The following is an 18,812-nucleotide window of genomic DNA, read 5'->3' on the forward strand; positions in this document are numbered from 1 at the left end:
CTTCCGGACAACCCGGAAGAGGCCCGATTTTCTTTCTCAAGCCCCGGCTTCTTCCAGCAGCACACCCTTATTTCGAGACCTGTCCATGCACGGTGAAAAAAAGATACAAAAGAACATAATAGACAAAAGCAACAGAAGTATAATTTACTGAAACTAACCTTTTTGTATCTTCTGACCTTCTGTCGTTCTGTACCCTCTTCAGATGTTGACTGATTTCATGCACCGTTATGGTAGGATTTGAGCCTTGGAACCGGTGGTTTTCAATATGCACTCCGTGCCGAGACATGGGGTGGCGACACTTCTGCCGGGGGCGTACATAGCAAAAAAATTCCGTCCGCTCCGGGTGGTGGATTCGGGGCGGACGGATTGGAAATGAGTGTGTAAATTTATGATATTAGAGAGAATCTAATCTTTTTCAAATTCGGTCGGGAGGAGTCCGCGAGATGGCGACAAGGTAACTTCCGTTTCCTTTATGGACACATATACCTGTCTGCAATCCCTGAGACGGCCATCCCCTCCGAGGCGAGTGTCAATCAAGCTTGTCGGCGAGATTCGACGCCGTGTCGGCTATCGAATTGAGGGCGCTTGCCGCTCCCGATTTGATTTTGTCGAGCAGCGGAGAAGCCTTTTCCTTCAGGTCGTCGACCTTGTCGGAAATCGTATCCTTCGCATCGGCCATTTTGTCGGACAGCGTGTCCTTAGCGTCAGACATCTTGTCGGCAAAATTATCCTTTGCATCTGCAAGCTTGTCGGCCAATGTTTCCTTGGCTTCCGCCATGTTTTCGGCAGCCTGAGCCTTGGCTTCGGCGGCTGTCTGTTCGATTTCCTGTTTGTCGGCATTAAACTGAGCCTTAGCTGCCACTTCGGCTGCTTCGGCACTTACTTTTGCGGCTTGTGCGGAGAGTTCACCCGCGCGGTCGGCTATGTTTTGTTGCATGGAGCTCATAATCGTATTCTTTATTGGTTAGTGATACTCCTATAACACCCGTCGGCAACGTTGGGTTGCCCGCAACCGTCTTAAAGGAGATTAAAGAATGTTAGAGCTTACGACACCGTCGGCAAGAGTTGTCTCAATGACCGTCCCCGGTCGGAGCCCTTCGACAGAGACGACGGCACGGCCATCCACACGCGTTATCGAATAGCCACGGCGCAGTGTCGCGACAGGCGACAGCACCTCTATCAGCTCGGCGATGGAATCGAGACGGTGGCGACGGCGCTCGATGATGGCCGCACCGCTCACCGTCAGGCGCTCGGCAAGCATGTCGAGGCGCGATTGCTCCGGCCTGAGCCTCCCGCGCGCGGTCTCAGCCAGTTTCAGCATCGAGCGGTCGAGCCGCTTGCGCCAGTTGTCGATGGCCACTTGCGGAAGATAGGGCAGACGGGCGGATATGTAGGCAAGCTGCTCGCGCGAACCGGCGATGATGGCCGAAGCCGTGTGGTGAATCTCCGAGGCAAGCGAGTCGAGGCGGTCGAGCGCACAGCTTCCACGGTTGACAAGCCACTCCGCCGCAGCCGTCGGGGTCTTGACACGCATGTTGGCCACATAGTCCAACACCGTCACGTCGCGTTCGTGGCCTATACCTATAATGACAGGCAATGGGAACTGCGCGATGTTGGCAGCAAGATCATAGTTCTCGAAGGATGCGAGATCGCTCGTGGCCCCGCCGCCACGGATAATCACCACGCCGTCCCAGTTCTCCTCCTCGGCAGCAATATCTTCGAGCGCGGCGATGATTGATGCGGGAGCCTCGCGTCCCTGCATCAGTGCGGGAAAAAGACGCGTGGTGAACCGCAGGCAGCGCGGATTGGTGTAGAGCTGATGGACAAAGTCACCGTAGCCCGCCGCTCCCTGAGCCGAGATGACGGCTATGCGCAACGGGACGTCGGGCCAATCGAGCGAACGGTTCAGCTCCAACACTCCCTCCTTCTGCAGACGCGAGAGAATCTCCATGCGCAGCCTCACGAGGTCGCCCATCGTATAGACAGGGTCGATGTCGGTAATGTTGAGCGACAGTCCGTAGGCAGGATGATAGTTGACCGAGACAAGCACCCTCACCTTCATGCCGCTTGCCAGACGGCTTCCGGTCGCAGCCATGAAATCGCTCTCGATGCGCGCGAAAGCGGAGCGCCAGATGGTGGCGCGGACACGCGCCACGGGCTCACCCGTTGTCGGATGCTTCTGAATCAGCTCCAGATAGCAGTGGGCGGCGCGGCGGACATCCGAGGTCTCGGCTGTCACCCAGACGTTGCGCAGGGATGAGTCGGATGATATGAGCGACGAGAGCCGGGCGGTGAATTCTTCAAGGGTCAGTGTGTCGGTTGTCATTTCTTCAGGGCTTTGGTTGTGCAAATTTACGGCAATTTTGGTATTTATCTCTCCACGAATGGTAAAACATTTCAATCATGGATATGTTAATTTTGTAGTGGCAATATCATGCGGTCATATAGACATTGCCGGACAATACATATATAATCATCAGAATATAATTATGGAAATAGATCTTAAATCACTCCACTCCCCTGCCGACATAAAGAATCTCAATCTGACAGAGCTGAAGGATCTGAGCGAGGAGCTGCGCGCCAACCTGCTGAAGAAGCTTTCGGCCCACGGCGGTCACGTCGGGCCAAACCTCGGTGTGGTCGAGGCGACCGTAGCGCTTCACTATGTCTTCGATGCTCCGAAGGATAAAATAGTGTTTGACGTAAGCCATCAAAGCTACGTCCACAAGATGCTCACAGGCCGAATCGAAGCCTTCATCGACCCCGCGCACTACGACGACGTGACAGGCTACACCTGTCCGCGCGAAAGCGACTATGACCTCTTCGAAGTTGGCCATACCTCCACCTCCATCGCCCTTGCCGCAGGTCTTGCCAAGGCACGCGACCTCGAAGGCGGAAAGGAGAATGTCGTTGCCTTCATCGGCGATGCGTCCCTCGGCGGCGGCGAGGCTCTCGAAGGTCTTGACTTCGCCCCCACCCTCGGCAGCAACTTCATCGTCATCCTCAACGACAATCAGATGTCGATTGCCGAGAACCACGGTGCTCTCTACGACCATCTCGCGCAGCTCCGTAAATCCAACGGCACTGCCACAAACAATATTTTCCGTGCCCTTGGCTATCAGTATATCTATGTCGAGGAGGGCAACAATCTTCAGGCGCTCATCAAGGCGTTTGAAGCCGCGCGCGACGCCGACCATGCTGTCCTTGTCCACATCAACACAATGAAGGGCGAGGGTCTGCCAGTCGCCGAGGCCAACAAGGAAGCCTTTCACTACACCGCTCCCTTCAACCTCAAGACAGGTTCTCCGCTCTCACCCGACGACAGCGAGGACTACACCGACATTTTCGCACGCCATCTGCTCATCCGTATGCACGCCGACCCCAAGGTGGCTGTCATCACCGCCGGCACCCCGGGTGCTATCGGTTTCACACCTGACCGCCGTCAGATTGCAGGGCGACAGTTCATCGATGCAGGTATCTGCGAGCAGGGAGCCACAGCACTCGCGGCTGGAATGGCCAAGGGCAAGTGCCGTCCGGTGTTCGGAGTCATGGCGACCTTCATCCAGCGCTCCTACGACCAGCTCTCGCACGATATTGCCATCAACAATCTCCCTGCCGTGATTGTGGACTTTGCGGGAGGTGTATGGGGCATACCCGACATGACCCACCTCGGATTCTTCGACATCGCGATGATGTCAAACATTCCGAATTTCGTCTTCCTCGCCCCGACCTCCGCTGAGGAATATCTCTCTATGCTCGACTGGGCTATTGACCAGACGGACTATCCCGTCATCATCCGCACTCCCGGAGGCGATGTGGTCCATTCCGACCGTCCCGTTGACGTTGATTTCTTCAAATACGACATAGTCGAGGAGGGCAAGGATGTGGCTATCATCGGAGCCGGTGATTTCTTCGGCATAGCCACACAGGCATCGACTGTATTGCGCAATCAGGGAAAACAACCCACACTAATCAATCCCCGAAACCTCTCGCAACTCGACACGGAGTGTCTTGACTCGCTGAAAAACTACAAGACTGTCATCACTCTCGAAGACGGCATCCTCGACGGTGGCTTCGGACAGAAGGTTGCAGCCTATCTGGGCAATTCACCTGTCAACGTCGTCACCCTCGGTCTCAAGAAAGAGTTCCTTGACCGCTACGATGCCTCGGAAGTCCTCAAAGCCAACGGCCTTACCCCCGCCCAAATCGCCTCCCTCGTGGATTAGAAAATACTCCGTCTGAGAAGGGTACAGAAAGCTCGGCTGAGAAGGGTACATAAGGACATAAGGTCAGAAGTGACATAATAAATTTCAGAAGAAACGTAATAAATTATTGCAATATAATATATTGGGGCTTAATATGTTGCGATTTAATATATTGTGACTCAATATATTGTGAAATAAATGACGTGAGTTCTCATATTGAACTCACGTCATTTATATATTTATCTTTATATATTTATCTTTATAATTATTATGTCCCTTCTGACCTTATGTCCTTATGTACCCTTCTCAGCCCAAGCCTTATGTACCCTTCTCAGGCGGCGACTTCTGTACCTTTCTAAGCTTAGATGGTATTATCCCTCCTGTGTTGAGGTTTCGACGCGGATAAGGTCGAGGCGGGTGGCGCTGCGGGCCTCGATGGTGAAGATGAGGCCGTCGATTTCAATTCGCTCATCCTGCTGCGGGAGCGAACCGGTCTCATGGATAATATAGCCCGCAAGGGTCTGATACTCGTCATCCTCCGGAATATCGAGGCGGAAATCGTCGCGGAGCGTGCGCACCTCGATTCGGCCCGAGAACTCGAACACACCCGGCGACACTTCATTGGCGATAAGTCCATTCTTGTCATGCTCATCCTGAATGTCACCGAAGATTTCTTCTACGAGGTCTTCAAGAGTGACAAGTCCGGCTGTACCGCCAAACTCATCGACCACGACAGCCATCGAACGCTTCTCGCTCAGCAAGCGGCGCATCATGGTGTTGGCAAGGAGAGTTTCGGGAGCATAGAGCACCTCCTTGATATTATCTTTCCAATCCCTCTGCGGATCGAAAAGTTCCGAAACGTGGACATAGCCCACGACATTGTCAATATCCTCCTTGTAGACAAGAATCTTGCTACGGCCCGAGGAGGTGAAAAGTTCCGACAGTTCTTCGCGCGTAGTGGAGTCGATGTCAACAGCCACAAGCTCATTGCGCGGAGCCATACAGTCGCGGAGCTGGGTGGTCGAGAAGTCGAGGGCGTTGTGGAAAATCTTCACCTCGTTCTCCACCTCCACTTCCTGGGGATTCTCCAGGTCGTCAATCTTGGTTTCAAGATAATCGTTGAGATCGGTAATCGAAAGGACACCCAGACGCGTATCCTCCGCTTTGATTCCGGCAAGCTTCATCAACATCTTTGAGAGCCATGAGGTGAACCATGCTATCGGATAGAGGATGATATAGAAGAAATAGACCGGAAGCGCAGCAATCTTCAGCGAAGTGTTGGGATTGATGCGGAACACCGACTTTGGCAGGAACTCGCCCGTGAACAGAATCACCAACGTAGAAATCAGTGTCTGAAGTATGAGTATCACAGCCTGATTCGCCGACACATGTGTCTCAATCCACGGTTCGAGAAGCGCGGCGGCACCCATACCGTAGATGACAAGGACAATGTTGTTGCCGACAAGGATGGTGGAGATAAAGAAATCCGCATTGGAGTAGTAGCGGCCGATGATGCGGTTGATTAAACCGCCGCGGTTTGTGTCAAGACCGACACGGACACGGTCAGCCGATATATATGCAATCTCGACTCCAGAGAAGAGGGCCGAGAAGCAAAGCGAGACTATTGATAGTATAAGCCAGGCAGTAAGTGTCATTTCGTATTTGCAGTTTTGATGCTGTCGTTAGCTTGCGTGCTGTCCTCATCGATGACTTCCTCCTCTTCCACATCCGGTTCATCGGCAGGAGCAGCCTTACCGTCGCCACGGAACGCATTTGCAGGGAAGATACCGGAAACGTTGCGGATTGTGTAGCGCGTCAGTTGTTCGTTCGAATCAAATCCGTAGCCTTCAAGCACCTTGTCGGGACGCTCGATGTGGATGAATGAGTCGGAGTAAAGCTTGTGGAGACGCTGATCCCAGAAGAGCTGGTTGGTCAGGAATTTCTCGTTCATCACATTGGTGATGTTGACGTTCCCGTCCAACTGCCATATCTGTCTGTTTTTCAGATAGGTTGCCGAATCGGCCTCGACAGTTGCCTCACGGCGGAAGAAATTGTCGAATTTCTCAAGATTCAGACCTTCCGGGAAACGCCAGTAAGGCTCCTCGACCTCGTCATAGACATACCAGATAGGTGTGACGATTCGGAAACGCGTCACACCGGAATCCGAAATCAGAGTCTCGACATCGCGCGTCAGCATGGTCGGTGTGTGGGCCACATCGACGTTGCCCATACCCACCGGATCACTCTCCTTGCAACCGGTCACGGCGACCGTCACCGAAGCAATCGCAATGGCAGTGACAAAAGGCAACAGACGCATCCGGTTGACCGAAGCTTCACTATTCATCATCTGAATCGCCGGAAAAGGATTAACGCAGTTTTCTCTGGAAGAACCAGACCTCATTGAAGTTGATGCCGAGGGTGATATGGAAATATTTCTCCTTCAGCAATGGATTGGGAGTGGCCTGACGCTGCGAGTATTCAAAACCGAGGTTGACGACGGTCTTCTGATAGGCCGGGAAACCGAAACCACACGAAACACCATAGTCCTTCACATGGTTACCCTCTACCATCACATAGTCACGGTTGTAGAAACCGCCGAGACGATAGCTCATACGCTTGAAATAACCGCCACGGTAGTCAGGCTGATAGCTCAAACCTGCGCCTACACGCCAACGGTTGGAGAATTTTGTGGCGGAGAAGTTCTCAATCTGGCTATATTTCACCTTCGACCAGTTCTGATAGGTGAAGTCGACTTCAGCAAGCAGACGGTCGTTCCACTCGTAAGCGATGCCGGCACCCCATGTGTCGGGAAGCGAGAATTTGTCACGGAGTTTCACGATGCCCGGGGCGATGGTGTCGGGGGCAGCGTTGGATGTATCGTGATATTTGAGGACGTACGTCTTGCCGAGAAGCGTTTTCGAGGGAGTGTAGGTCAGACCGAATGTCACTGCATTCTTGCGCGACAGACGCAGGCGGTATTGCAGACCGAACTGCAGATGATAGTCCTTCACCTCCATCACCTGCTCGAAGAGCGACTGGGTCGAGCTGCCGGTCTGTGCCACATAGACATCATTGTAGATGTTACCGAAAAGGTAGCTGATATTGAAACCTACCGAAAGGTTCTTGAGCGGCATGATACCCGCTCCGAGATAGAGCTGGTTGAGACCGCCGGTGCCCTGATGTGACGACGCACCGTTGCTGATTTCAGAGCCGAATGAATAGCCGACCGATGAATAAGGAAGGATACCGGCGCTGACACCGATTATCTTGCTGACCGGAAACTGCATGGTCACATAGTCGAGACCGCCACCCCAGTCATGGTCCTTGCCGGTGTTGTCCTTGCGCCAGAATAGCGAAGCGTCAGTACCCATATCGAAAATGAATGTCAGCGAGTCCATGGCGGCGTAGGCTGCAGGGTTCATGACATTGACTTGGCGGCCGGAACGCATTGCGTAGCCGACACCACCCATCTGACGCTGTGCCGATGTGGCGTTGTCGCGGAGAAGGCCGTAGCCGAACTTCGAGTAAGGACTGGTTGTGTTCTGGGCGGAAAGGCCTGAAGCCGTGAAGACCGCGAGAATGGCGAGGATGAGATAAGTCTTAATTTTCATTGTATAGCAAAATTCTGTTTAAGCCTCTGCTGGCAAGATGCTCATCGACATGGGTATCAAAATCGCAGAGGGGTGCAAGATGACGGCCGCATCCACCGCCGAGCACCACGACGGTGTCCTCGGGGAGACGGCTGCGATAATATCCGATTGAAGCCACCACGCTGTAGATGGCTCCGAGGGTCATGGCCTCCGTAGTGTCATGGCCAAGGAGCGAGTCGTGGAGGGTTGACATGTGTTCCGGAAACGGCAGGAGCGGAAGACGCGCGGTGAAGTGGTTGAGGGCTTTCAACTGCATACTGATACCCGGGGCAATGTTGCCTCCGCGGTAGACACCCTCGGAATCGACAAAATCGTAGGTAGCCGCAGTTCCGGCATCGACCACGAGGATATTGCGTCTGGGAAATTCACTCCATGCACCGACGGCCGCCGCTATGCGGTCACATCCGAGGGTCTGCGGGGTTCCGTAGCCTATTTTTATCGGCAGAGGGGTCGAGGCACTCAGGCGATAGACACACCTCGCGAGATGGCTGAGTTTGTTGATGACCGGTCCATTATTCTGGACCACAGAGCAATATATGGCACCCGAAAGTGGGCGACGGTTCACGAAATCCTCGACAAAGGAGGGTGTGAGACGCTCTTCGATGACTGTGTCAACGAGCTGCATGTCATTCCAAAGCGAGATTTTCGCTTGGGAATTACCCTGGTCTATAGTCAAGTAATTGGCCATTTGTGATGATTTGGGAGCAAAATTACTTAAAATGCTGCAATTTCCCTGCAAATTAAGATGTTTTTTGATTTTCCGGCTAACAGCACCTCCGTTTTCAGTCCAGTTTCTGACGCGGAATCATGATTGAGGTGTAGAGCGTGAGGAAACCACCGGCAAGGGTGAAGGCTATCCAGTCTTTTGCTCCGGCGGAGGGAAGGAAGAGAAAAACAGCGCCTACCATGAAGATGATGGCTGTCCATATCTCGATATGAAGAAGACGGCGCAGGCGAACAGGTGCATTCTTCACAGCCGGAGCGACAAAACGTCCGACAAGAAGGATGACTGCTCCCGCGGCATAGAGATAACGCGCCCAATCCTGAGCGACACGGAGAAGCGGAAGGACAGCCGCGACCATTATGGCAAGGAGTCCGACGGTCACAAGGACTGTCGACAGGGTCTCACGTCCCTGCGAAGCGGCCGGGACAGAGGGATTATTGGATTTTGTCTTTTTACTCATAGATGTAGACATCTTCATCGGGATGTTGCATGTGGTACTGTTCACGGACTATTCTCTCCATAGTCTCCTTGTCGGTGTCGAGCGAATGGTTGAGCTTGCGGTAATATTCGAGAGTATCGGTGGCCTCACTTATGGCCGCTTCAAGTTCCGTGATACGGCTCTCCTGCTCAACGGTGCGCATCAGCGAGTTTTCATTGACAAAAAGGACAAGGGCCGCCACCGTCAGTGAGGCAAGCAGCGTGAAGGAGAGATAGCGTTTACACCATGCGTAGAAATTGTTCATTGTATGATGAGTCTGCCCTGCGGCAGTGATTGGGTTTGAGGAGTTTACTTTATGTATTGAAGAATTCCATCCGAAGCCGGCCGGACAATCATGAAAGGCAGACTGTCAGCAGGAATCCTACGGCGTAGACGAGCATCAACACCGCAGTCATTCCAAGCATCGGATTCAGAGCCGGGCCGCTGAGGCGGGTCAGACGCAGCCAAAGGGCCGTATGACCGACAAGATAGATGGCAGGAACAAGCCACCACAACGCGCTTGAAGCAAGCCATGCCGGAAGCGTGAGGATGACGGCAAGAATGCCGTTGGCATAGTAAATCGCACCCATCGACCTGCGTCCGAGCCTTACGGCAAGCGTCTGCTTCCCGACGGCGCGGTCATCATCGATGTCACGGTAATTGTTCACGATAAGCACATTGGCGCCCATCAGTCCCATTCCGACGGAAGCGGCAAGCAGCCACCAGCCCCACGGGCCACCCATCAGCATATATGTGAGGCAGACGGGAATTATGCCGAAGAAGAATACAACGGCAACCTCTCCGAGCCCATGATGCGAAAGCGGATAAGGCCCTGTGCTGTAGGCCATGACGCCGAGAGCCGTAAGGACCCCGACGGCATACATCCACCACTCTCCGAAGAGAGCGACAAGCACGCATCCGACCGCACATGCGACGGCAAGGGTGGCGAAGGTGGCCACTTTCATAGCCGACGGCGTGATGTCACCTTCGGTCACACCACGCCGTGGTCCGTCACGACCGACGCGGTCAAAACCGCGCTTGAAGTCGTAATATTCGTTGGCGAAATTGGATGCTATCTGCGCCAGAAGTGCGAAAAGCAGACACAGGATTGCAGGGACGAGGCGGAAACGCCAGGTTGTGATTCCCAGTCCGACCGCATAAATCACTCCCGCAAGCGAGACGGGGAGAGTGCGGAGCCTCATCGCTTCAATCCAACATTTTACCTTGCTTCTGCCCATTGCGCAGCCGTCTTTAATCTTCAGGATAAAGTTCGGAATATTTGGCCGAAATGCTCTTGGCAATCGCCTCCATCTCTTCGGGGGGAAGCTGGGTCTTGTTGTGAAAATCCATATCGGCTTCCGAGTTGATGGGAATGAGATGGATATGTGTGTGAGGCACTTCAAGACCGATGACCGCAACACCCACGCGCTTGCAGGGGATGGCAGCCTCGATGGCCTTTGCGACACGCTTGGCGAAGAGTGTCAGCGCGGAGTAGTCGTCGTCGGAAAGGTTGAAGATATAGTCATCCTCCTTGCGGGGAATCACAAGCACATGGCCGGGGGCCACGGGATTGATGTCGAGGAAGGCATAGTGACGCTCGTCGGCCGCGATGCGGTATGAAGGAATCTCGCCGGCTGCGATCTTGCTGAAAATTGTTGCCATAACGCTCGTCTTTCGGGGTGTCTGATTAGAAATTGATTTCAACAATCTCGAACTTCATGAGACCGGCGGGCACCTTGATTTCAACCTGTTCGCCGAGCTTGTGACCGAGAAGGCCCTGAGCGATGGGAGTGCTCGAACCGATTTTCTTCTCCTTGAGGTCAGCCTCCGAGTCGGCAACAATGGTGTATTCCATCACCATGCCGTTAGCCACGTTCTTAATCTTAACGCGGTTGAGAATCTGCACTTCCTCGTTGTTGAGCTTGCTCTCGTCGATGATACGCGAGTTGGCCACGAGGTCTTTGAGCTGTGCGATCTTCATTTCAAGCATACCCTGAGCCTCCTTGGCGGCATCATATTCGGAATTCTCCGAGAGGTCGCCCTTGTCACGGGCTTCAGCGATAGCTGCAGATATGCGGGGGCGTTCCACTGATTCGAGAAACGCGATTTCTTCCATTTTTTTCTTGTAACCTTCCTTGGTCATGTAAGTTATAGCCATGGTAGTATAAACGTTTGGGTTTTATTTGGTTATATTGTTAATTAAGCATAGTTAAACCGGCCTTCCCGAAGGATGGCGGCGCGAGAGGAAAGAGAGATGAATTTTCTCCGGGGACAGTTAAAAAATAAGGAATCCCGAGGCTTGCGGCTACGAGACCCTAACGGATGCGATGATTAGCAAATGTCTTAAAAAGTCAGCCAACCCTAATGGTTGACTACTGCAAAGGTAGTCACAATAATCCAAACCCCCAATCCATTTAACATTAATTGACTAATGACATTCGGGGTTCGGACGGTGGTTGCGGGGGTGGTAGGTGAGGATGTCGGAACGGAGGGTGGAGCTGTCGAGGTGAATGTAAATCTGGGTCGTCGCGATGCTTTCATGACCGAGCATCTGCTGGATGGCGCGGAGGTTCGCTCCTCCTTCGAGAAGATGGGTGGCGAAGGAGTGACGAAGTGTGTGGGGCGAGATGTTTTTGCGTATTCCGGCTGTCTCGGCAAGCGATTTCACTATCTGGAAGATTCTCATGCGGGTAAGTTTCCCGCCCCTGCGGTTGAGGAAGAGAATGTTGGCACAATCGGGCTTGATGTCGAGGGTATCGCGGTCAAAGAGGTAGTCGGCAATCTCATCAAGCGCCACCTCAGAGATGGGCACCATGCGTTCCTTGTTCCCCTTGCCACGCACCACAATATAGCCCTCCTCACCAAAGATTTTCGACACTTCAAGGTTGACAAGTTCGCTCACACGCAAGCCGCAACCGTAGAGTGTCTCCATTATCGCACGGTCTCTCTGTGCCTCAGCCTTCATGGGGTCGATGGCGGCTATCATTGAGTTGATTTCCTCTATAGTCAGCACTTCGGGCAGATGCAGACCGATTTTCGGCGATTCGAGCATCTCGGTCGGGTCCGGGTTCAGATAGTCTTCAAGGCTGAGAAAGCGGAAAAACGAGCGCATTCCCGACACGATTCTGGCCTGAGAGCGCTCGGCGATGCCGAGGTCATGGAGTTCACCGATGAAATATCGCAAGGTGTCGACGGTAACGTCGCGCAAAGCCACGCCCGACGATGCAAGATATGACAAGAGCTTGTCCACATCCCTGCAATATGCCTCGCGGGTGTTGGCAGACATCCCCTTCTCCATCTGAAGATAGAGCCGGTAGGACTGCAAGACCTTTTCCACATCAACTATCGAACGCATCGGCCGATATTTATCATTCACTTAAGAGTGTGTCTAAAAGTTAACTTCGAAGTCCTGACGCGGGAGATCGTGACGGTTCACAAAGATGTATGTATGCCTGTCTGTAAAGGTCATTCCACCTTTCATACGCGATTTAACGGTTGGGAAATCCTTGCGGTCAAGCCCGAAGACTACCACTGTCCCGCCATTATCCATCACGGTCGATATGATTTCCGATTCGCGGGAAGACCTGTCGTTTGTCCGATATATGAACGACGCACCACACACGAGCATCACCCGCTCGGGGAGAAGCAGAGCCTCGTCGACAGCCGAGGGAGCAAGCACACGGACGCGCGAATCGGCTATCCTCACAGCCGACTGCATGGACGGACCCAGCTCCGGGTCAAGAATCACCGCATCCGGTATAAACTCACAGACGAGGCGAAACAGCAACGAAGCTTTGCGGAACTCACGCTTTCCCGGACAAGATTCCCGCAGCACGGAATAGCCATAGTATTCACCTTTCTGCCTGAGAACGGTCGTGACGAAGCGGAAAGCAAATGGTGAGTGTATGCCGAATCCACGGCTACGCCATGCCCGTTTCAACCGTCTGAAACCGGGGACGGACCGATAGAGCCTACTTACCTTCCCCATCGGGTTTCTTGGCAGCAAAGCGCCTTACAGCAAGCCCCGCAGCAACAGCGAGAGCTATATATATAAGTATAATGGCAACGGTTGCCAAAGTATCGGTCGTGTGGAGCGACGGCGGATCGAATGTCATGACAATCTCATGGTCTCCGGCAGGCACGCGCATGGCACGAAGGACATAGTCGACGCGACCGATTTCAGCCGGCTTTCCGTCTATTGTCGCTGTCCATCCCCAGGGGAAGAACACCTCGGAGAATACGGCTACTCCTCCGGTGGTGCTGTGGCTGCGGTAGCTCAGGCGGTTGGGAGCATAGAAGGTCTCGACAATCGTATCACCGGGATTTACGGCGGCGGACTGGCCGAGGACAGATTCAAACTTCTTGTCGGCTACGGCAACCGAACGTGGGTCGATGGATGACAGAGCTTCCATCTCTGCATCGGGACTGTTGACATAGTCTACATGCTCGACAAACCACGCATTGCCGTAAGCCTCAGGATTGCGGAGCACCTGACCGTCAAGGCTGACCACATAGCGGGCATTGAGCATATTAGCCACATTCCAGTCGGCATCGGTCTCCGCACCGCGCTGGAAATGTGAAAGATGACGGTCAATCAGGTCCTGATAGCGGGTGAGCTTCGCAGCGTGGTAGCCACCAATCATCTTATGGTAATACGACGGATCGGCACTGTTGAAGCGGGGAATATCGAGCACTCGATAGTTCATAGTCGTATCCTGGAGGATGGCCTCGTCGACAGGCGTCTTGGCTATGGGCGCACCCACAATGAGCTGCTTTGCAACGAAGCTGTCATGGTTGACATAACGCTTGTTGACAGAATAGAGGTCGCCGAGCACGAGCACACCGATTATGACGGCGGTCACACCCGCCGAAAGCTTAGCGCGCATGAATCCCGCGATAATCAAGGCTCCGATGGCCACAATCATGAAACTGCGCAGTGCATCCGCGCTTATCAGTCCGATGCGCAGACTCTCGACAGCCGAGTAGATGGCAGGATTCTGGAGGCTGAACTGGCGGGCGGTCGACGCATCATAGCCCTGCTGCATGAGTGCGCTTGTGATATAGTTGTCAATCTCGCGGTCATTGTCTGAAATGACGCTGCCGTAGAATTCCGGCACACAGAAACCGATGGCGCAAATGGCAAGGGTGATTCCGAAGCTCCACCACACCTGTTTGCGGTAGCGCTCCCAGGCATTGCTCTCGGAAAGGAGCTGCTGCAGGGCCATGACTGCAAGAAGGGGCATGGTAAACTCAGCGATGACAAGGATACTCTCGACAGTGCGGAACTTGGAATACATCGGAGCGACCGTGAGCATGAAATCAGTGAATACCATGGCATGTTTACCCCATGCAAGCACTATGGAGAAGACAGTCAGAATGAGAAGTACCCATTTCATCGGGCCACGCACGATGAAGCAACCAAGGATGAAGAAGACGAAAATCAAGGCTCCGACATAGACAGGGCCGTTGGTTCCCTCAGGGTCGCCGAAATACTGGCTCATGTAGCCGAGATATTGCTGCTGCATCGCATCGAGCTTGCCTTCGTTCACCATCTGCTGTGCATCGGGGAGGTCAACGAGGCTCATGGCCACCATACGTCCTTTCTCGGGTTTTGCGGAAGCACCGCCCTTGACGTTGGGGATGACCAGAGAGAAGGTCTCGGAGGGTTGATAGCTGTATTGAGTGATGTAGTCTTTGTCGAGACCTGCAGTGGCCGATGTTCCGGGTTGATTGCCCGAAGAAAGCTCGCTGTGACGGCCACGCATTGTCTCCTTGGCATACTCGTATGTGAGATAGAGACTCGGAGAATTGGCTGCTACGGCCAGACCTCCGGCAACGACAAGCACGCCTGTCGCGATGGCCCACTGACGCATCTTTTTCTCACGGACAGCCGAAATCAGACAGGCAATCACGATGCCGAGGATGACGAAAAGGAAGTAGTAGGTCATCTGGACGTGGTTTGATGCAATCTGCATCATTGCAAAAAGAGCGGCAAGCGAACCGCCGAGCAGATAGCGACCACGATAGCAGAGGATTATACCGGCAATTGTCGGGGGGATATAGGCAAGGGTGACGAACTTCCAGATATGTCCGGCACCGATGATGATTACAAAATAGGATGAGAATCCGTAGGCTATGGCACCGATGAGCGCCACATACCAGCGCATCTTCATTGCAAGAAGCAGGATGAAGAAACCGACCATCATCATCGCTATCAGCGAGGAGGGGGACGGAAGTCCGAGGGCCATGACGGTGTTTATCCACTTGTAGAGTCCGCTCGAAGGATAGGACGGTGAAATCTGGAATGTGGGCATTCCGGAGAAGAGAGAATTGGTCCAGCGCGACACTTCGCCGGTCTGCTCGGCGTAAGCCTTGGCCTCCTGACCGATGGCTATACCCTGCTGCATGTCGTGTTGCTGCAACTGATTGCCCTCAGAGGCATCGGGATAGAAAAAAGCGAATGCGATGATGGCTATGATTGCAAGACCGCCTACAAAAGTGAGAATCGAGCGGTATTTCTTCAAAAAATCCTGCATGGGAAGGTTTGAGTTATGAAAGTTAAATTTTTCAGTGCAAGAAAATCATGAATCATGAATTATGCATCATGAATCATGAATCGTATCCTATTCCGCCGGGCGGAGTTCAAGCGGTATTTCGACCGGTTGGGGAGCCGGGACAGTGTCAACCTTGGCCGGAGTAGTATCCACCGGCTCTTCGGGCGCACTCACAAGCGAACCGTCCTGCATCGCATCATAGTCCCTGAGTTTAGCGCGGAAAGCCTTGGCGATAGAGTCGAAATCAAGCGACGGATTCTTGGAATATGCCTTCTGGAAAGCCGCACGGGTATCCTTGGGATTGACACTGAGCGCAATGTCGTAGACATCCACAAATTTGCGCAGTGTCTCCAGGTCGCGACGCGATTCGTGCTTCTTCGTGGCATCATTGTGGAGGGTGACGAAAGCCGTCAGCACCTGAACGGTCTGTTCGGGCGTGAAATCATCGACGAAGAGCGACATGCTGTCGGCCATCACCGACGCCTGTTTCAGATTTCCGGAAGTCAGAGCCTGTTCGAGCTGCGATTTCTGCACCTCGACCTCCTCGGCCATGGGTGCGGCCTCGCTCTTCTTCGAACCGCCACAAGCTGCCACTGCAATGCCGGCAAACACGGCAAGCATTATTATGAAGATATTCTTTTTCATGTCAACGCGTTTAGGGTTATTTATGACACGCAAAGTTACACATTTAATTGAAAAGAAAAAAGCGGCTAACCACCATAAATACATACCTTAATCTATATGACACGCTCCGTACGCATCAGACACGGCCACAATCAAACCTCAGGCGTAAAAAAAGCAGGAACCGTGGGTTGCACGATTCCTGCCGGAAGTATGGTTGATATTTTCAACGATTACTTGCTTGCGAACTTCTGCTTGAGTTCAGCGAGAGCCTCGAGGTCGCCGAGAGTGGTCTTCTCAAGGGGAGTGTTGAGAGCGGGAGCCTCTTCCTGACGACGGTTGCCACCGCGACGGTTGCCGGCTGCCTTCTTGGGAGCTTCAGCGCGCTCGCCCTTCTGCTCATCTTCGAAGATGCGGCTGTGGGAGAGGATGATGCGCTTGCTGTCCTTGTTGAACTCGATAACCTTGAAGTTGAGCTTCTCGTCAACCTGAGCCTTAGAGCCGTCTTCCTTCACAAGGTGCTTGGGAGTAGCGAAGCCTTCAACACCGTAGGGGAGAGCGATGACTGCGCCCTTCTCAACCATCTCGATGATGGTGCCTTCGTGGATTGAACCAACGGTGAAGACAGTTTCAAATACGTCCCAGGGATTCTCTTCGAGCTGCTTGTGGCCGAGAGAGAGACGACGGTTGTCCTTGTCGATTTCGAGAACCTGAACGTCGATGTCAGCACCGATCTGAGTGAACTCGCTGGGGTGCTTAACCTTCTTGGTCCAAGAGAGGTCGCTGATGTGGATGAGACCGTCAACGCCTTCCTCGATTTCAACGAATACGCCGAAGTTAGTGAAGTTGCGCACTTTTGCAGTGTGCTTGCTTCCAACGGGGTATTTGGTTTCGATGTTCTCCCAGGGATCGTTCTTGAGCTGCTTGAGACCGAGCGACATCTTGCGATCCTCGCGGTCGAGGGTGAGGATGACAGCTTCGATTTCGTCGCCAACTTTGAGGAAGTCCTGAGCTGAGCGGAGGTGCTGGCTCCAAGACATTTCGCTGACGTGGATGAGACCTTCAACGCCGGGGGCGATTTCAACGAATGCGCCGTAGTCAGCCATGACTACTACGCGGCCCTTAACCTTGTCGCCAACCTTGAGGTTTGCGTCGAGGGCATCCCAGGGATGGGGCTGGAGCTGCTTGAGACCGAGGGCAATGCGCTTCTTCTCGTCGTCGAAGTCGAGGATAACGACATTGAGCTTCTGGTCGAGCTGAACAACTTCCTCGGGGTGGCTTACGCGGCCCCAGGAGAGGTCAGTAATGTGGATGAGGCCGTCTACGCCGCCGAGGTCGATGAACACACCGTAGCTGGTGATGTTCTTGACAGAACCTTCGAGCACCTGACCCTTCTCGAGCTTGGCGATGATTTCGCGCTTCTGCTGCTCGAGTTCGGCTTCGATGAGTGCCTTGTGGCTGACAACCACGTTCTTGAATTCTTGGTTGATCTTCACGACCTTGAACTCCATTGTCTTGCCAACGAAGATGTCGTAGTCGCGGATGGGCTTAACGTCAATCTGTGAGCCGGGGAGGAAGGCTTCGATGCCGAATACGTCGACAATCATGCCACCCTTGGTGCGGCACTTGATGTAGCCCTTGATGACTTCGTCTTTCTCGAGAGCCTCGTTGATGCGGTCCCAAGAGCGGGCTGCACGGGCTTTGCGGTGAGAAAGGATGAGCTGGCCTTTTTTGTCTTCCTGGTTTTCGATGAAGACTTCAACGGTGTCGCCCACCTTGATGTCGGGGTTGTAGCGGAATTCGCTCATGGGGATGATGCCGTCGCTCTTGTAGCCGATGTTAACCACTGCCTCACGCTTGTTGAGCGAGATGATGGTACCTTCGATTACGTCCTTGTCACGCACGGTGTTGAGCGATTCATCATAGGTTTTGGTGAGTTCCTCACGGGTCTTTTCACCCTTGGTCTCACCGTTTGCGTAGGCTTCCCAATCGAAGTCAGCGATCGGGGAGTTTTTTACTTCTTCAGTCATTAAAAAATGGGGTTAATAAATAAGGTTAATTCTACGCTCGCGGGCGCGAACCCGCAAAGCGCTGCAAAGGTAGCAATAAAATTCGAATCCACAAGCGGTTAAGCAACGGATTTTTCAGCAAGTTTTCAACAATTTACCCCACGACAATCCGAAACCGACATCTGAACGAACCACAGAGGGCTTTTCAGCAGTCATCCTCGGAATCAGGCTGCGATTTGTAGAGCGACAGATACACCACCAAGGCCATGAAACTTGAAAATATAAAAGCCAGGCACCAGAGATTTTTCATTGTCCCCGACAGACGGTCGTTTTTAAGACAAAGACTGATGCCATAGACCATCGGCCCGAATGCCATCACCAAAGCAAGGAGCCATAATAGACCTAATCCAATGTATTCCATAACTATCATATTTTAAATTGGTTATTATCCAACGCAAAGTTAGATAGTCAATGATGAATAATCCCAATTTCGCAATTGATTTATTTTAATCCGCTCCGCATATAACTGATTAAGTATCAATATATTAGCGACCACCATACACAACAGATT

At 53.1% G+C, this 18,812-nt stretch carries 18 protein-coding genes; 1 reads left to right on the top strand and 17 read right to left on the bottom strand.

The genetic code is table 11. The annotated features are described in order from the left end of the window. Positions 1–529: 529 nt before the first annotated feature. Both QZ310_RS08070 and xseA read right to left on the bottom strand, forming a co-directional pair. Positions 530–937, bottom strand: a complete 408-nt coding sequence (locus QZ310_RS08070; protein ID WP_297071996.1) for a hypothetical protein — start codon at positions 935–937, stop codon at positions 530–532. 90 nt (positions 938–1,027) lie between these two features. After that, a complete protein-coding gene (xseA, locus tag QZ310_RS08075) occupies positions 1,028–2,326 on the bottom strand; it encodes an exodeoxyribonuclease VII large subunit (protein WP_297071997.1) in 1,299 nt (432 codons plus the stop codon). A gap of 169 nt (positions 2,327–2,495) precedes the next feature. Here xseA and QZ310_RS08080 point away from each other — a divergent pair, with 169 nt between their 5' ends. After that, positions 2,496–4,226, top strand: a complete 1,731-nt coding sequence (locus QZ310_RS08080; protein WP_297072036.1) for a 1-deoxy-D-xylulose-5-phosphate synthase — start codon at positions 2,496–2,498, stop codon at positions 4,224–4,226. A 350-nt stretch (positions 4,227–4,576) separates the two neighbouring features. On the opposite strand, the gene QZ310_RS08085 is transcribed toward QZ310_RS08080, so the two are convergent. The 15 genes from QZ310_RS08085 to QZ310_RS08155 all read right to left on the bottom strand — a co-directional run bounded on the left by QZ310_RS08085 (position 4,577) and on the right by QZ310_RS08155 (position 18,662). After that, entirely contained in the window at positions 4,577–5,860 is a 1,284-nt protein-coding gene (locus tag QZ310_RS08085; RefSeq protein ID WP_297071998.1) for a hemolysin family protein, read from the bottom strand. Next, positions 5,857–6,552 (bottom strand): LPS export ABC transporter periplasmic protein LptC, encoded by a 696-nt coding sequence (lptC, locus tag QZ310_RS08090; RefSeq protein ID WP_297071999.1) that lies wholly within the window; start codon positions 6,550–6,552, stop codon positions 5,857–5,859. Before lptC ends, QZ310_RS08085 begins: the two co-directional genes overlap by 4 nt. Positions 6,553–6,571: 19 nt before the next feature. After that, the gene (locus QZ310_RS08095) at positions 6,572–7,816 is read right to left on the bottom strand and encodes a hypothetical protein (RefSeq protein ID WP_297072000.1); all 1,245 of its coding nucleotides are present in this window, start codon (positions 7,814–7,816) and stop codon (positions 6,572–6,574) included. After that, the gene (locus QZ310_RS08100) at positions 7,806–8,543 is read right to left on the bottom strand and encodes a type III pantothenate kinase (RefSeq protein ID WP_297072001.1); all 738 of its coding nucleotides are present in this window, start codon (positions 8,541–8,543) and stop codon (positions 7,806–7,808) included. Before QZ310_RS08100 ends, QZ310_RS08095 begins: the two co-directional genes overlap by 11 nt. Positions 8,544–8,637: 94 nt before the next feature. Next, positions 8,638–9,039 carry a hypothetical protein gene (locus QZ310_RS08105; RefSeq protein ID WP_297072002.1) on the bottom strand — a complete coding sequence of 134 codons (402 nt, stop codon included), beginning with the start codon at positions 9,037–9,039 and terminating at the stop codon, positions 8,638–8,640. Then, positions 9,032–9,322: a septum formation initiator family protein gene (locus tag QZ310_RS08110; protein WP_297072003.1), complete on the bottom strand. Its 291-nt coding sequence runs from the start codon at positions 9,320–9,322 to the stop codon at positions 9,032–9,034. The genes QZ310_RS08105 and QZ310_RS08110 overlap by 8 nt, the downstream gene beginning before the upstream one ends. 88 nt (positions 9,323–9,410) lie before the next feature. After that, positions 9,411–10,295: a 1,4-dihydroxy-2-naphthoate octaprenyltransferase gene (gene menA, locus QZ310_RS08115; RefSeq protein WP_297072004.1), complete on the bottom strand. Its 885-nt coding sequence runs from the start codon at positions 10,293–10,295 to the stop codon at positions 9,411–9,413. 13 nt (positions 10,296–10,308) lie between these two features. Further along, a complete protein-coding gene (locus QZ310_RS08120) occupies positions 10,309–10,719 on the bottom strand; it encodes an HIT family protein (RefSeq protein ID WP_297072005.1) in 411 nt (136 codons plus the stop codon). Positions 10,720–10,744: 25 nt separating this feature from the next. Then, a complete protein-coding gene (gene greA, locus QZ310_RS08125) occupies positions 10,745–11,215 on the bottom strand; it encodes a transcription elongation factor GreA (RefSeq protein ID WP_297072006.1) in 471 nt (156 codons plus the stop codon). Between the two features lie 270 nt (positions 11,216–11,485). Further along, entirely contained in the window at positions 11,486–12,412 is a 927-nt protein-coding gene (gene xerD, locus QZ310_RS08130; protein WP_297072007.1) for a site-specific tyrosine recombinase XerD, read from the bottom strand. Positions 12,413–12,445: 33 nt separating this feature from the next. Further along, positions 12,446–13,045, bottom strand: a complete 600-nt coding sequence (locus QZ310_RS08135; protein WP_297072008.1) for a hypothetical protein — start codon at positions 13,043–13,045, stop codon at positions 12,446–12,448. Beyond that, entirely contained in the window at positions 13,029–15,593 is a 2,565-nt protein-coding gene (locus QZ310_RS08140; protein WP_297072009.1) for a hypothetical protein, read from the bottom strand. Before QZ310_RS08140 ends, QZ310_RS08135 begins: the two co-directional genes overlap by 17 nt. Positions 15,594–15,680: 87 nt before the next feature. Continuing rightward, positions 15,681–16,256 (bottom strand): hypothetical protein, encoded by a 576-nt coding sequence (locus tag QZ310_RS08145; protein WP_297072010.1) that lies wholly within the window; start codon positions 16,254–16,256, stop codon positions 15,681–15,683. Positions 16,257–16,465: 209 nt separating this feature from the next. Then, a complete protein-coding gene (rpsA, locus tag QZ310_RS08150; RefSeq protein ID WP_297072011.1) occupies positions 16,466–18,262 on the bottom strand; it encodes a 30S ribosomal protein S1 in 1,797 nt (598 codons plus the stop codon). Positions 18,263–18,446: 184 nt separating this feature from the next. Beyond that, a complete protein-coding gene (locus QZ310_RS08155) occupies positions 18,447–18,662 on the bottom strand; it encodes a hypothetical protein (RefSeq protein WP_297072012.1) in 216 nt (71 codons plus the stop codon). Positions 18,663–18,812: the final 150 nt, after the last annotated feature.

It is taken from the genome of uncultured Duncaniella sp. (assembly GCF_910577345.1).
GTDB lineage: Bacteria > Bacteroidota > Bacteroidia > Bacteroidales > Muribaculaceae > Duncaniella.

Excerpts from the sequence above, each read along its gene's own strand:
- QZ310_RS08070 (WP_297071996.1), bottom strand. The coding sequence starts at position 937 with ATGCAACAAAACATAGCCGACCGCGCGGGTGAACTCTCCGCACAAGCC.
- xseA (WP_297071997.1), bottom strand. The coding sequence starts at position 2,326 with ATGACAACCGACACACTGACCCTTGAAGAATTCACCGCCCGGCTCTCG.
- QZ310_RS08085 (WP_297071998.1), bottom strand. The coding sequence starts at position 5,860 with ATGACACTTACTGCCTGGCTTATACTATCAATAGTCTCGCTTTGCTTC.
- lptC (WP_297071999.1), bottom strand. The coding sequence starts at position 6,552 with ATGATGAATAGTGAAGCTTCGGTCAACCGGATGCGTCTGTTGCCTTTT.
- QZ310_RS08095 (WP_297072000.1), bottom strand. The coding sequence starts at position 7,816 with ATGAAAATTAAGACTTATCTCATCCTCGCCATTCTCGCGGTCTTCACG.
- QZ310_RS08100 (WP_297072001.1), bottom strand. The coding sequence starts at position 8,543 with ATGGCCAATTACTTGACTATAGACCAGGGTAATTCCCAAGCGAAAATC.
- QZ310_RS08105 (WP_297072002.1), bottom strand. The coding sequence starts at position 9,039 with ATGAGTAAAAAGACAAAATCCAATAATCCCTCTGTCCCGGCCGCTTCG.
- QZ310_RS08110 (WP_297072003.1), bottom strand. The coding sequence starts at position 9,322 with ATGAACAATTTCTACGCATGGTGTAAACGCTATCTCTCCTTCACGCTG.
- menA (WP_297072004.1), bottom strand. The coding sequence starts at position 10,295 with ATGGGCAGAAGCAAGGTAAAATGTTGGATTGAAGCGATGAGGCTCCGC.
- QZ310_RS08120 (WP_297072005.1), bottom strand. The coding sequence starts at position 10,719 with ATGGCAACAATTTTCAGCAAGATCGCAGCCGGCGAGATTCCTTCATAC.
- greA (WP_297072006.1), bottom strand. The coding sequence starts at position 11,215 with ATGGCTATAACTTACATGACCAAGGAAGGTTACAAGAAAAAAATGGAA.
- xerD (WP_297072007.1), bottom strand. The coding sequence starts at position 12,412 with ATGCGTTCGATAGTTGATGTGGAAAAGGTCTTGCAGTCCTACCGGCTC.
- QZ310_RS08135 (WP_297072008.1), bottom strand. The coding sequence starts at position 13,045 with ATGGGGAAGGTAAGTAGGCTCTATCGGTCCGTCCCCGGTTTCAGACGG.
- QZ310_RS08140 (WP_297072009.1), bottom strand. The coding sequence starts at position 15,593 with ATGCAGGATTTTTTGAAGAAATACCGCTCGATTCTCACTTTTGTAGGC.
- QZ310_RS08145 (WP_297072010.1), bottom strand. The coding sequence starts at position 16,256 with ATGAAAAAGAATATCTTCATAATAATGCTTGCCGTGTTTGCCGGCATT.
- rpsA (WP_297072011.1), bottom strand. The coding sequence starts at position 18,262 with ATGACTGAAGAAGTAAAAAACTCCCCGATCGCTGACTTCGATTGGGAA.
- QZ310_RS08155 (WP_297072012.1), bottom strand. The coding sequence starts at position 18,662 with ATGGAATACATTGGATTAGGTCTATTATGGCTCCTTGCTTTGGTGATG.